Genomic DNA, 12,690 nt, shown 5'->3' with positions numbered 1-12,690 from the left:
CGCCGCTGCGAGACCTCACGTGCGGCGCGGGACATCACCGTGCGGCGATGACTCGTCACAGGGGATGAGGTCTCGGGGCGCCGCTGCCCGGCGTCAGGCCGTGAAGACCGTGTGCACGTCGCCCGCGACGGCGCGGCCGCCGAGGCCCGTCAGCTCCAGGACGACGGCGGATCCGATCACGGATGCGCCGAGCTCGGTCACGAGCTTGTCCGCGGCCGCGAGCGTGCCGCCCGTCGCGAGCACGTCGTCGAGCAGCAGCACGCGCTCGCCCTGGTGCAGCACGCCGGGGGCCTCGATCGTGGCGGTGCCGTACTCCAGCGCATACGACACGGCCGCCGCCGGGCGGGGCAGCTTGCCCGCCTTGCGGATCTGCAGCATGCCGACGCCCGAGAGCGCGGCCGCGTAGCCGGCGAGCAGGAAGCCGCGTGCCTCGATGCCGGCCACGATGTCGAAGCGCCCCTCGAACGGGGCGATGAGCGCCTCGGTCACGGCCCGCAGCGCGGGCCCGTCCGCCAGCAACGGCGACACGTCGCGGAACAGGACGCCCGGCTCCGGGTAGTCGGGGGTCAGGGCGATCAGCGACTCGGCTCGGGTGAGGGCGTCCACCCTCCCATCCTCCCCCACCGCCCCGAGCCCGAATACCCTGGAGCCATGACCCGACTGCAGGCCGACGCCGACGCCGCACGCTGGGTCGCCGTCACGGGCTCGCTCGGACTGCGCGGCCGCCGCCATCGCAAGGCGGCGATCCGCATGCTGCTCGGTCAGGGATCCCTCATGATGGGCGGCCAGGGGCGCGGCAGCGGCGTGCTCGCGTGGACCCTCAGCCAGGCCGCTCCCCTGCTGCTGCGGCGTGCCGACGGGCGCGTGCTCGTGTGGGTGTGGAAGGACGATCCCGAGCTCGTCGTGGTCGCCGCGCAGGTGCAGGAGATCACGCCGCAGCTGCGCGCCGCGCGCGCCATGAGGCCGATGGAGTACGACGACACCGAGCCCTTCCAGGGCGCCTATCTCGGGATGGGCGAGCGGCTCGTGCTCGACGAGCCGCGGACGCCGAACACGCCGCCGCTCGCCGAGTACACGTGGGACACCGGCGCGCACTTCGTCACGGTCACGGCCGTGTCGGGTGATCGCGAGCGCTTCGGGACCGTGCTCGCCTCCGTGGACGATCTCGCGCGGAGCGTCCGCGTCGTCGACGACCTGCGCGTCCCGGAGACGTCCGGCGTCCTCCGTCTCGGCCCCGCCTGAGCTGCCTGCGCGTTTCCTATGTCCCGCTGAGCGGAAGCTCTAAGCGCAATCTCCCAGCGAATGTCAAGCCCCTCCGAGGAAATGCCGACCCTCCGTAACGTGTCTGTTGCGGGACATCCCCGCAGGAAAGGAGCGCGCAATGGGCATCATCGGATGGATCATCCTCGGACTCATCGCCGGAGCGATCGCGAAGGCGATCCTGCCCGGGCGGCAGGGTGGCGGCTGGATCGTCACGCTCATCCTCGGAGTCGTCGGCGCCATTCTCGGTGGCTGGATCGGCTCTGCGATCTTCGGAGTGGGAATCAACGAGTTCTGGAGCCTCTCCACCTGGCTGCTGGCCATCGGTGGCGCGATCATCGTGCTGCTGATTTGGGGCCTCATCACCGGACGCAACAAGAGCAGCACCCGGTAAGCAAGAAGCGTCGGACGCAGGGTTCCTCGCGTCCGACCGCAAGAGGAACACGTCTTCACGAGCCACCGGACCCCGCGATCTGCGGGTCGGCCCCGGAGGATGTGCGTCCTGACAGAAGAACGCCCGCCGCATCGCGGCGGGCGTTCTCGCATGCCCGGCGGGGCGGCGGCCGGCTACTGCGATCGCAGGCGCAGGCCCGCGACGCCGCCGTCGACGGCCAGCGTGACTCCGGTCGTCGACCCGGCACGCGGGCCGACGAGGTAGGCGACCGCGTCGGCGATCTCCTCGGGACGCACGAGACGCCCGTGGGGCTGTCGCGCCTCGAGCGCGGCACGCTCGGCGACGGGATCGTCGGCGGCGGCGAGCAGCCGGCCGACCCAGGGGGTGTCGGCCGTGCCGGGGCTGACGGCGTTGACGCGGATGCCCTCGCGGACGTGGTCCGCCGCCATCTGCAGCGTGAGCGCCTGCACGGCGCCCTTGGTCGCGCCGTAGAGCGCGCGCTGAGGCAGGCCCGCGGTCGCGGCGATGGATGCGGTGTTCACGATCGCGGCGGACGGCGAGCGGCGCAGCCACGGCAGCGCGGCGCGTGCCACCCGCACCATGCCCACCACGTTGATGTCGAAGACGCGGTGCCACTCCTCGTCGCTGTTGTCCTCGATCGTGCCCTGGGCGCCGACGCCGGCGTTGTTGACCACGACGTCGATGCGCCCCATCTCGTCGGCCACGGCGGCGACCGCCGCGCGCACGCCGGCGTCGTCGCTCACGTCGACGCGGTACGCGTCGGCCAGTCCCTCGCCCAGCTCGCGATCGAACACCGCCACGCGCGCGCCCTCCTTCCGCAGCCGGGCGACGATCGCGGCGCCGATGCCGGACGCGCCGCCGGTGACGATCGCGACCATGCCGCCCATCGCACCGCTCACACCATCACCTGCCGCTGCGCGCCCAGCCCGTCGATCGAGAGCTCCACCACGTCGCCGCGACGCAGGTAGGGGAAGCGGCCCGACAGGGCGACGCCCTCGGGCGTGCCGGTCAGGATGAGATCACCCGGCTCGAGCGCCAGGTGCTGCGACAGGTGCCAGACGATGTACGGCACGTCGAAGATCAGGTCGGCCGTGCTGGAGTCCTGCCGCGGCTCGCCGTTCACGAAGCTGCGCAGGCGCAGGTCGGACCAGTCCACCTCGTCCGGAGTGACGAGCCACGGGCCGGTGGGCGAGAAACCCGGCGCGGACTTGCCCTTGCCCCACTGCCCGCCCGAGGTCTCCAGCTGCCAGGCGCGCTCCGACAGGTCGTTGGCCAGCACGAAGCCCGCCACGTGCTCCAGGGCCTCGTCGCGCGAGCCGAGGTAGGAGGCGCGACGCCCGATGACGATCCCGAGCTCCACCTCCCAGTCGGTCTTCTCGCTGCCGGACGGGATCGCGACGTCGTCGTACGGCCCCACCACGGTGTTGGGCGCCTTCATGAACATGACGAGGTTCTCGGGCGGCCGCGCGCCCGACTCCGCCGCGTGGGCGGCGTAGTTCATGCCGACGCAGTAGACGGCCGACGGCCGGGCGATGGGCGCGCCGATGCGCCGCCCGGCGCCGTCGATCACGGGCAGCTCGCCCGCCTCCCGCGCGGCGCGCGCACGGTGGACGCCGCCGCTTTCGAGGAACGCGCCCGTGATGTCATCCGTGAGCGGGGTGAGGTCGTAGAACGTGTCGTCTTCGACGGCGACCGGGCGCTCCTCGCCCAGCGCGCCGAGTCGCGCGAATCGCATGTGCTGCTCCGAACATCCGAGGTCTCGAGCCGCGGTGGGCGGCCTGACGCCCACCGTAACACCCATTGCGCGCGATAGGTCGGATGTCTAGACGTTCGCAATGCGGTAGAAGCGGCGCGCCGTGCCGCCGAACACGTCGTGCCGGTCGTGCGCCGGCACGACCTCCCGCAGCATCGCGAGCGCCGTCTCCACCGGCACGCCGGCGCCCGGCATCCCCGACACGGGCCAGTCGCCGCCGAACATCGCGCGGGAGGGGCCGAACAGCTCGAGGGCGGCGCGCAGGAAGGCCGGCCCGTGCGCGGCGAGCGCCGGGGCGGACGGGGCCTCGGCGGCGAGGCCGGAGAGCTTGACGGACACGTTCCGCTGAGCGGAGAGACGGACGACGGCGCGGTGCCAGCGACGCCCCTCTCCGCTGTCGGGCCCCGGGCCGACCGGCGGCTTGCCGAGGTGGTCGAGGACGATCGGCGTGCCGGGCGCCTGGGCCGTCGCCTCCGCCAGCGCCTCGAGCTGCGGCGAGCGCACGCAGGCGTCGAACGTCAGACCCGCCTCCCCCACAGTGCGCAGGCCCCGGGCGAACGCCCGCGACGCGAGCACGTCCGGCGGCGCATCCTGCAGCGAATGGCGCACTCCCCGCACGAGCGGGAACCGCGACAGCGTGGCGAGGTGCTCCGCAAGCTGCGGCGAGGTCAGATCCGCGTGGGCGACGATCGCCCGAAGCCCCGGCCAGTCGAGGGACGACACCCACGCCACCTCGTCGAGCGCCGCGTCGAGGTCGGCGTCCGCCTCGACGAAGACCCACTCGCGGATCGCACCGCCCGCGTCGTCGAGATCAGCGGGAGCGAAGTCGCGCGCGAGGGTCGGGACGCTCCGCAGCCACGGATACGGCAGGGCGGAGGGACGCCACACGTGCACGTGCGCGTCGAGCAAGCCTGCCGGGCCGTCCTGCGCCGTGTCCGCGTCGCTCATGCCGCCCGCCGCAGCCACTCCTCGATGCCGGCGACGTGCGCGACCATGAGCGCCTCCGCCAGCTCGGCGTCGCGGCGCCGGAGGGCCTCCACGATGCCGAGGTGCTCGCCGATCGTGCGGGAGACCGAGCCGCCCTCGGTGATGCCGCGCCACACGCGCGCCCTGACCGTGCGGCCCGAGAGCGACTCGAGCAGGCTCGCCAGGTAGGCATTGCCCGTCGCCGCGGCGATCCGGTTGTGGAAGGCGATGTCGTGCGCGACGAGAGCCTCGATGTCGGGCGCATCGCCGAGTTCCGCGATCAGCGCCGCGATCTCGTCGATGTCAGCGTCGCTCGCCGTGCGCGCCGCCAGCGCGGTGGCGGCCGGCTCGAGCATGCGGCGCACCGCGAAGATCTCCAGGATCGAGTCGTCCTGGTGCAGGTCGACGACGAACGACAACGCCTCCAGCAGCAGGCGCGGCTCGAGGCTCGTGACGTAGGTGCCGTCACCGCGGCGCACGTCGAGCACCCGGATGACCTCGAGCGCCTTGACCGCCTCCCTCAAGGAGCTGCGGGAGAGCCCGAGCCGCTCGCTGAGCTCCTTCTCCGGGGGGAGCCGGTCGCCGGGGCCGAGCTCTCCGGACACGATCATCTGCTTGATGCCGGCGATCGCCTGATCTGTGACGGCCATGCGAGCGAGCCTAGCGAGACATCGGATGTCTCCGCGCGCGTCTGCAGCCGGGGAACGGCCTCCTCCGCGGTGCGGCGGAGGAGGCCGCGCCCCGCTCTCCTACTCGTCGAGCGCGTCCGACGCGCCGTCCGCGTCGGCGCCGCGATGGCGGAACCATACGGTCGCCAGGGGCGGCAGGGCGATCTCGCGCACGCCGCCCTCCGGGACGTCGACGCGACCGAAGTTGCCGACACCGGAGCCGCCGTAGTCCGACGCGTCGGTGTTCAGCACCTCGTCCCACGTTCCCGCCGCCGGGAAGCGCAGGCCGTACCGGTCGTGCGGCTGCGCCGAGAAGTTGCTGATCGCGACCAGCTGCGATCCGTCGCCGTCACGACGCACGAACGCGAACACGTTCGCACCGGCGTCGTCGGCGACCAGCCACTCGAAGCCCTCCGGCTTGGTGTCGAGCGCCCACAGGCCCGGCGTCTCGCGGTAGCGCGCGTTGATGTCCTTCATCGCGCGGTGCACGCCGAGGTGGTCGGGGAGGTCCAGCAGCCACCAGTCGAGCTCGCGGGACTCCGCCCACTCCGACTCCTGCGCGAACTCCGAACCCATGAACAGCAGCTGCTTGCCGGGATGCGCCCACATGTAGGCGAGGTAGGCGCGCAGCGTCGCGAGCTGACGCCACCGGTCGCCGGGCGCCTTGCGCAGCAGCGAGCCCTTGCCGTGCACGACCTCGTCGTGCGAGATCGGCAGCACGTAGTTCTCGGACCAGGCGTACACGAGCGAGAAGGTCATCTCGCCGTGGTGGTGAACGCGGTGCACGGGGTCGCGCTTGATGTACCCGAGCGAGTCGTGCATCCAGCCCATGTTCCACTTGAAGCCGAAGCCCAGGCCGCCGCCCGAGGTGGGGCCCGTGACGCCGGGCCAGGATGTCGACTCCTCGGCGATCGTCACGACGCCCGGCACGCGCCGGTACACCGTGGCGTTCATCTCCTGCAGGAACTGCACCGCCTCGAGGTTCTCGCGGCCGCCGTGGATGTTCGGCGTCCACTCGCCGTCGCGGCGTGCGTAGTCGAGGTACAGCATCGAGGCGACGCCGTCGACGCGCAGGCCGTCGGCGTGGAACTCCTCGAGCCAGTAGAGCGCATTGGCGTACAGGAAGTTGCGCACCGGCGGGTTGCCGAAGTCGAAGATGTGGGAGCCCCACTCCTTGTGCCAGCCGCGCTGCGGGTTGGGGTCCTCGTACAGCGGCGCCCCGTCGAAGCGCGCGAGCGCCCACTCGTCGGTCGCGAAGTGACCGGGCACCCAGTCGAGGATGACCCCGATGCCCGCCTGGTGCAGGCGGTCGATCAGCAGGCGGAGGCCGTCCGGATCGCCGAAGCGGCTGTCCGCGGCGTAGTACGACGTGACGTGGTAGCCCCACGACCCGCCGAACGGGTGCTGCATGACGGGCATGAACTCCACGTGCGTGAAGCCCAGGTCGCTCACGTATCCGACGAGCTCGTCGGCGAGCTGCTCGTACGAGCGGTCGCGACGCCAGGAGCCGAGGTGCACCTCGTAGATCGACATGGGACGGTCGGTGTGCCCGCGTTTCGCATCGGCGGCGCGACGCTCGAGCCACTCGTCGTCGCCCCACTGGTACGACGACTCGTGCACGATCGACGCGGTCAGCGGGGGAACCTCGGTGTAGTTGGCCATGGGGTCGGCCTTCTCGCGCCACACCCCGTCGACGCCGAGGATCTGGAACTTGTAGCGCGTGCCGGCACCCACGTCGGGCACGAACAGCTCCCAGACCCCGGACGATCCGAGCCGGCGCATCGGGTGCTCGCGGCCGTCCCAGTCGTTGAAGTCGGCCTTGACGCGCACGGCGCGGGCGCGCGGCGCCCACACGGCGAACGCGGTGCCCATGACGTCGGGCGCGCTGCCCCAGCCCTCGTAGCGATGCACGTGCGCGCCGAGCACGCGCCACAGCATCTCGTGCCGGCCCTCGCCGATCAGGTGCTGGTCCATCTGGCCGAGCGTCGGGAGGAAGCGGTACGGATCGTCGCGGACGTGCGAGACGCGCTCCTCGCCGTCGCCGTACGACGTCTCCACGCGGTACGCGGGCACGTCATCGGGCGAGGCCCCGGGCGTGGCGGGCAGCAGGCCCACCCAGATGCCCTCGTGCTCGTGCTCGAGCGGGACGTCCACCCAGCCGTCGGGGAACTTCCGCGACGGCGCGGTCTCGTAGCGGACCGTCACGGCCGACGCGAGCGGCTTCAGCACGCGCACGGTCACGCCGCCGTCGTGCGGATGCGGCCCGAGCACGGAGTGCGCGTCGTGGTGCAGCCCGGAGGCCACCGCAGTGAGCGTCGCCCGGTCGACGGGCAGGATCTGAGGTTCGGCCATCATCCACCGATCCGTTCCAGCGCGGCCAGCGGGATCGCGATCCACGACGGCCGGTTGCGCTTCTCATAGACCGCTTCGTACACGGCCTTGTCGGCCACATAGGCATCGAGCAGCACGGCACGCTGCTCGGCCGAGCCCGCTTCGTCCCCGAGCGCGGCGATGTACCCCTCGAGGAAGTGACGGCGGGCGCGGGCGGACCACTCGCGCGCACGCTGCGCGCGCAGCGGCGCCTCGGCGCCGTCGCCGCCGGAGCCCGACATCTCGACCACGCGCGCGGCGTAGTCGAACGACCGGAGCATGCCCGCAACATCGCGCCACGGCGAGTCGGGCAGCGCCCGCTCGGCGAACGGACGACCGGGCTCGCCCTCGAAGTCGACGATCTTCCAGCCGTGCGAGGTGCGCAGCGTCTGGCCCAGGTGCAGGTCCCCGTGCACGCGCTGCACGTCCAGCTGACCGAGCGCGGCCACGGCGTCGTATGCCGCGCGCAGGCGCTCGGCGTACGGCTCGATCTCGGGCACGGTGCGGCGCGCGTGATCGAGGCGGGCGATCATGGCGCCCGCCAGCTCGCCCGTGCTGTCCTCGCCGCGCCCCTGCGCGGGGAAGCTGTCGCGCAGCATGGCGTGCACGGCGGCCAGCGCCTCTCCGAGCCGCGTCGCCTCGCCCGCGAAGTCGCCGCCGGACTCCTCGACGCTGAGCTCGAGGTGCGCCAGCAGGGTGCGCACGCTGCCCGTGGCCAGCTCGAATCCGTCGCTCGCGGTGCGCAGGAACTCCTGCAGCATCGCCAGCTGCAGCACTCCGCCGTCGTCCGGCAGGTCGACCTCGATCCAGCCGTACAGGTCGGCGGCGAAGTCCGATCCGCCCCGGGTGAGCACCTCGTGGATCTCGATGTCGGGGTTCACGCCCGGGCTGACCTTGCGGAACAGCTTCATGATCGCCGTGTCGTCGAACTTCACGGACGAGTTCGACTGCTCGCCCGTGAGCGGGGACGACTGCAGCGTGGGGTCGAGTCGCGGGCCGGGAACGAGGCGGCGGAACCGCATGCCGCCGAGCTGCGCGGTGCCCGACTCCTCGGCCGCGACGAAGCCCTCGAGCCACAGCGCCATCGCATTGCGGTCGTGTGCGCCGTCGTAGAGGTGCTGGAGCCGTCCGTCCTCGCGCTCGACCGAGCCGACGAACGCGTACGCGATCCGCTCCTGCACGTCGTCGTAGCTCGACAGCGGCACGTGGTACTGCTCCGTGCCGCCCTCGTCGTCGGCGTAGTCGACGGTCACCAGGTACACGGTGACGCGCGCGGCACCCTCGGGCACGGGCGGAACGGGCAGCTCGGCGAGCGCCCGCACGCCGCTCACGCGGAAGGGCCGGCCCTTCCCGCCGAACCATCGTGTTCGCGACAGATAGCCCTCCCAGAGGGCGTCGTCCTTCTCGAGGGACTCGCTCATAGCAGCCCCACCTCCTCTGCCTCGTCCGCCGGCGCGTGCAGCTGGAACCAGTAGAACCCGTGCCCACCCAGCGTCAGCAGGTACGGGAGCTCGCCGATCCGCGGGAACGGCACCCCGCCGATCAACTCGACGGGAACCATGCCCTGGAAGCGTCGCAGGTCCAGCTCGACCGGCTGCGGGAACTGCGACAGGTTGTTGACGCAGATGATGACATCCACGGATCCGTCGGCGTTCGTGTGCTCGCGCGAGTACGACAGCACGGCGGGGTTGGATCCGCCGAGGTCGTTGAAGCTGCCGAGCCCGAACGCCGGGTGGCGCTTGCGCGTCTGGATGATCTGGCGCGTCCAGTGCAGCAGCGACGAGCGGTCCTCCTGCTGCGCCTCGACGTTGACCGCCAGGTAGCCGTACACCGGGTCCTGGACCACCGGCAGCGACAGCTTGCCGGGATTCGCGGTCGAGAATCCGGCGTTGCGGTCCGACGTCCACTGCATGGGCGTGCGCACGCCGTCGCGGTCGCCGAGCCAGATGTTGTCACCCATCCCGATCTCGTCGCCGTAGTAGAGCACGGGCGATCCGGGCAGGGACAGCAGCAGCGCGGTGAACAGCTCGATCTGGTCGATGTCGTTCTCGAGCAGCGGCGCGAGACGCCGGCGGATGCCGATGTTCGCCTTCATGCGCGGGTCCTGCGCGTACTCGTTCCACATGTAGTCGCGGTCCTCGTCCGTGACCATCTCGAGCGTGAGCTCGTCGTGGTTGCGCAGGAAGATGCCCCACTGCGTGCCGGACGGGATCGGCGGCGTCTGCGCGAGGATCTCGCTGATCGGATAGCGGGACTCGCGGCGCACGGCCATGAAGATGCGGGGCATCACCGGGAAGTGGAAGCACATGTGGCACTCGTCGCCGCCCACCGCGGGGTCGCCGAAGTAGTCCACGACATCGGCCGGCCACTGGTTCGCCTCGGCCAGCAGCACGCGGCCGGGGTACTCGGCATCGACGATCCGGCGCACCTTCCTGAGGAACTCGTGCGTCTCGGGAAGGTTCTCGCCGTTCGTGCCCGGCCGCTCGTACAGGTAGGGGACGGCGTCGAGGCGGAAGCCGTCGAGACCGATGTCCAGCCAGAAGCGCATGGCGTCGAGCATCGCCTCGTGCACCTTCGGGTTGTCGAAGTTCAGGTCGGGCTGGTGCGAGAAGAAGCGGTGCCAGTAGTACTGCTGGCGCACCGGATCCCAGGTCCAGTTGCTGGGCTCGGTGTCGACGAAGATGATGCGCGCGTCCTGGTACAGCTCGTCCGTGTCGCTCCACACGTAGAAGTCGCCGTACGGGCCGTCCGGATCCGACCGGCTCGCCTGGAACCACGGGTGCTCGTCGCTCGTGTGGTTCATGACGAAGTCGATGATGACCTTGATGCCGCGCGCATGCGCCTCGGCCATGAACGCGCGGAAGTCGTCGACCGTGCCGAGCTCCGGCAGCACGCCCGTGTAGTCGGCCACGTCGTACCCGCCGTCGCGCAGGGGCGACGGGAAGAACGGCGGCAGCCACAGGCAGTCGACGCCGAGCCACTCGAGGTAGTCGAGCTTCTCGATCAGACCGCGGAAGTCGCCCGTGCCGTCGCCGTCGCCGTCCTTGAAGGAACGCACGAGCACCTCGTAGAACACCGCGGTCTTGAACCACTCGGGCTCCGTCGAGACGGGGCTGTCCGGGAACGGCTCCTGCGACAGGACCGGGATGGACGCGGTGTACGGCGCGGGCTCGGATCCAGCAGCGGTCACGCGAGGTCCTCTCCGTGGTCGAAGTCGGTGTCGTCGGTCGCGGGCTGGCCGACGGGCCGCACGCTCAGGATGTGCGCGACATCGCCCGCGGGATCCAGGCGCACGTAGTTGTCGGCGCCCCACACCCATTCGGCCCCCGTCAGCTCGTCCCTCACGACGTAGCTCTCGGGGAGGCCGGCGGCCGCGAGATCGAGGCGCACCGTGGTCTCGTGCGCTCCGTGCGGGTCGAGGTTGATCACGACGATCACGGTGTCCGCGCCGTGCGTCTTGGAGAAGCACAGGATGTGCTCGTCGTCCGTCGCGTGCACGACGAGGTTGCGCAGCAGCCCCAAGGCGGGGTGCTTGCGACGCAGGTCGTTGAGCGTGCCGATGTAGGGCGCGAGCGTCCGGCCCGACTCCTCGGCCCCGGCCCAGTCGCGCACGCGGATCTGGTACTTCTCGCTGTCGAGGTACTCCTCGCTCCCGGGCCGGACCGCGACGTGCTCGAACAGCTCGTAGCCCGCGTACATGCCCCATGCGGGCGTCGCCATGGCGGCGAGCGTGGCACGGATCGCGAACATCGCGGGACCGCCGTACTGCAGCGAGGCGTGCAGGATGTCGGGGGTGTTGACCCAGAAGTTCGGGCGCATCAGGTGGTCGCTCTCGCGCGTCACCTCGCGCAGGTAGTCCTCGATCTCGCCCTTCGCGGTGCGCCAGGTGAAGTACGTGTAGGACTGGTGGAAGCCGACCGAGCCGAGCGTGTGCATCATCGCGGGGCGCGTGAACGCCTCCGACAGGAAGATCACGTCGGGGTCGGTGCGGCGGATGTCGCCCAGCAGCCGCTCCCAGAAGATCACGGGCTTGGTGTGCGGGTTGTCGACGCGGAAGACGCGCACTCCGTGCGACATCCACAGGCGCACGACGCGCGTGACCTCCTTCACGACGCCCTCGAAGTCGTCGTCGAAGTAGATCGGATAGATGTCCTGGTACTTCTTCGGCGGGTTCTCGGCGTACGCGATCGATCCGTCCGCGCGGTGGCGGAAGAACTGCGGGTGGCTCTTCACCCACGGGTGGTCGGGAGCGGCCTGCAGCGCGAGATCGAGGGCGACCTCGAGCCCGCGCTTGTTCGCCTCCTTCACGAACGCGTCGAAGTCCTTGAACGTGCCGAGATCCGGGTGGATCGCGTCGTGCCCGCCGTCCTTCGAGCCGATCGCCCAGGGCGACCCGGTGTCGTCCGGGCCGGGCGTGAGCGTATTGTTCGGGCCCTTCCGGTTGACCTCGCCGATGGGGTGGATGGGCGGCAGGTACAGGATGTCGAAGCCCATGGCGGCCACGCGGTCGAGGCTCTGCACGGCCGTCTTGAACGTGCCGCTCGTGACCTTGCCGGTCTGCGGGTCGCGCGTGGCGCCCTCGGACCGCGGGAAGAACTCGTACCAGGAGCCCGTCAGCGCGCGGCGGCGGTCGGCGTAGAGGGGATACGGACCCGCGACAGTGCGCAGGTCGCGCAGCGGGTGCCGCACGAACAGCCCCTGCGTCTCCGGGCCCTCGAGCACGGCGAGCCGCGCGTCGATCGGGCGGATCTCGTCGCTCGCGGCGTCCTCCGCGGCCGTGAGGGCCGCCTCGTCGTCGGCCGTCAGCCCGTCCGCCTCCGCGCGGATGCGCTCCAGCAGCAGGCGCGCCTCGAGGAACATCAGCTCGATGTCGACGCCCGCGCGGATCTTGATGCCGGCGTCGTGCGTCCAGGTCGCGAGCGGATCCGAGAAGGCGTGCACCTCGAACGCCCAGTCGCCCTCGACGTCCGGGGTGTCCCAGGCCTCGTAGCGATCCGTTCCCGCGACGAGCTGGCGCATCCGGACAGGGGGCCGGCGCGTGCCGCCGGGACCGATCAGCACGATCTCCGCGCCGAGCTGATCATGCCCCTCGCGGAAGACTGTCGCCTGCACGGGCAGCGGCTCGCCGACGGTGGCCTTCGCGGGGCGGCGCCCCTGATCCACCAGCGGGTGCACGTCGATGACGGGTATGCGTCCGACCATGTGCCCAACCTGTCACAGACGGATCACGCTGGCCACTCTCGGCCGAGAGCTTGCGC

Annotated in this window: 11 protein-coding genes; 2 read left to right on the top strand and 9 right to left on the bottom strand. The window is 71.3% G+C overall.

Annotated elements, in window-relative coordinates; genetic code table 11:
• Nucleotides 1-93: 93 nt before the first annotated feature.
• Entirely contained in the window at nt 94-606 is a 513-nt protein-coding gene (locus BJP60_RS01380) for an adenine phosphoribosyltransferase (RefSeq protein ID WP_238439499.1), read from the bottom strand.
• 45 nt (nt 607-651) lie between these two features.
• Here BJP60_RS01380 and BJP60_RS01375 point away from each other — a divergent pair, with 45 nt between their 5' ends.
• Together BJP60_RS01375 and BJP60_RS01370 are read left to right on the top strand one after the other, a co-directional pair.
• On the top strand, nt 652-1,242 hold the full coding sequence (locus tag BJP60_RS01375; protein WP_203137056.1) for a hypothetical protein: 591 nt from the start codon (nt 652-654) through the stop codon (nt 1,240-1,242).
• A gap of 139 nt (nt 1,243-1,381) precedes the next feature.
• A complete protein-coding gene (locus BJP60_RS01370) occupies nt 1,382-1,654 on the top strand; it encodes a GlsB/YeaQ/YmgE family stress response membrane protein (RefSeq protein WP_203137055.1) in 273 nt (90 codons plus the stop codon).
• 173 nt (nt 1,655-1,827) lie between these two features.
• Here the strand turns inward: BJP60_RS01370 and BJP60_RS01365 are convergent, their stop codons facing one another.
• The 8 genes from BJP60_RS01365 to BJP60_RS01330 all read right to left on the bottom strand — a co-directional run bounded on the left by BJP60_RS01365 (nt 1,828) and on the right by BJP60_RS01330 (nt 12,634).
• Nucleotides 1,828-2,562 (bottom strand): SDR family NAD(P)-dependent oxidoreductase, encoded by a 735-nt coding sequence (locus BJP60_RS01365; RefSeq protein WP_203138826.1) that lies wholly within the window; start codon nt 2,560-2,562, stop codon nt 1,828-1,830.
• Between the two features lie 8 nt (nt 2,563-2,570).
• Nucleotides 2,571-3,410, bottom strand: coding sequence for a fumarylacetoacetate hydrolase family protein (locus tag BJP60_RS01360; protein ID WP_203137054.1), 840 nt, complete (start codon nt 3,408-3,410; stop codon nt 2,571-2,573).
• An 87-nt stretch (nt 3,411-3,497) separates the two neighbouring features.
• Nucleotides 3,498-4,376: an amidohydrolase family protein gene (locus BJP60_RS01355; RefSeq protein WP_203137053.1), complete on the bottom strand. Its 879-nt coding sequence runs from the start codon at nt 4,374-4,376 to the stop codon at nt 3,498-3,500.
• Nucleotides 4,373-5,044, bottom strand: a complete 672-nt coding sequence (locus BJP60_RS01350) for a FadR/GntR family transcriptional regulator (RefSeq protein WP_203137052.1) — start codon at nt 5,042-5,044, stop codon at nt 4,373-4,375. Before BJP60_RS01350 ends, BJP60_RS01355 begins: the two co-directional genes overlap by 4 nt.
• Nucleotides 5,045-5,143: 99 nt before the next feature.
• Complete coding sequence (glgB, locus tag BJP60_RS01345; RefSeq protein WP_238439498.1) at nt 5,144-7,417, bottom strand: 1,4-alpha-glucan branching protein GlgB; 2,274 nt, start codon at nt 7,415-7,417, stop codon at nt 5,144-5,146.
• Complete coding sequence (locus BJP60_RS01340; RefSeq protein WP_203137050.1) at nt 7,414-8,853, bottom strand: maltokinase N-terminal cap-like domain-containing protein; 1,440 nt, start codon at nt 8,851-8,853, stop codon at nt 7,414-7,416. The genes glgB and BJP60_RS01340 overlap by 4 nt, the downstream gene beginning before the upstream one ends.
• A complete protein-coding gene (gene treS, locus BJP60_RS01335; RefSeq protein WP_203139467.1) occupies nt 8,850-10,622 on the bottom strand; it encodes a maltose alpha-D-glucosyltransferase in 1,773 nt (590 codons plus the stop codon). The genes BJP60_RS01340 and treS overlap by 4 nt, the downstream gene beginning before the upstream one ends.
• The gene (locus BJP60_RS01330; RefSeq protein ID WP_203137048.1) at nt 10,619-12,634 is read right to left on the bottom strand and encodes an alpha-1,4-glucan--maltose-1-phosphate maltosyltransferase; all 2,016 of its coding nucleotides are present in this window, start codon (nt 12,632-12,634) and stop codon (nt 10,619-10,621) included. Before BJP60_RS01330 ends, treS begins: the two co-directional genes overlap by 4 nt.
• Between the last annotated feature and the right edge of the window lie 56 nt (nt 12,635-12,690).

The sequence above is a fragment of the Microbacterium sp. JZ31 genome (genome assembly GCF_016805985.1).
Lineage (GTDB): Bacteria > Actinomycetota > Actinomycetes > Actinomycetales > Microbacteriaceae > Microbacterium.
Note: the sequence above shows the minus strand (reverse complement) of the source record. Positions and strands in the feature narration are given on the sequence as shown.

Excerpts from the sequence above, each read along its gene's own strand:
- BJP60_RS01375 (WP_203137056.1), top strand. The coding sequence starts at position 652 with ATGACCCGACTGCAGGCCGACGCCGACGCCGCACGCTGGGTCGCCGTC.
- BJP60_RS01370 (WP_203137055.1), top strand. The coding sequence starts at position 1,382 with ATGGGCATCATCGGATGGATCATCCTCGGACTCATCGCCGGAGCGATC.
- BJP60_RS01365 (WP_203138826.1), bottom strand. The coding sequence starts at position 2,562 with ATGGGCGGCATGGTCGCGATCGTCACCGGCGGCGCGTCCGGCATCGGC.
- BJP60_RS01360 (WP_203137054.1), bottom strand. The coding sequence starts at position 3,410 with ATGCGATTCGCGCGACTCGGCGCGCTGGGCGAGGAGCGCCCGGTCGCC.
- BJP60_RS01355 (WP_203137053.1), bottom strand. The coding sequence starts at position 4,376 with ATGAGCGACGCGGACACGGCGCAGGACGGCCCGGCAGGCTTGCTCGAC.
- BJP60_RS01350 (WP_203137052.1), bottom strand. The coding sequence starts at position 5,044 with ATGGCCGTCACAGATCAGGCGATCGCCGGCATCAAGCAGATGATCGTG.
- glgB (WP_238439498.1), bottom strand. The coding sequence starts at position 7,417 with ATGATGGCCGAACCTCAGATCCTGCCCGTCGACCGGGCGACGCTCACT.
- BJP60_RS01340 (WP_203137050.1), bottom strand. The coding sequence starts at position 8,853 with ATGAGCGAGTCCCTCGAGAAGGACGACGCCCTCTGGGAGGGCTATCTG.
- BJP60_RS01330 (WP_203137048.1), bottom strand. The coding sequence starts at position 12,634 with ATGGTCGGACGCATACCCGTCATCGACGTGCACCCGCTGGTGGATCAG.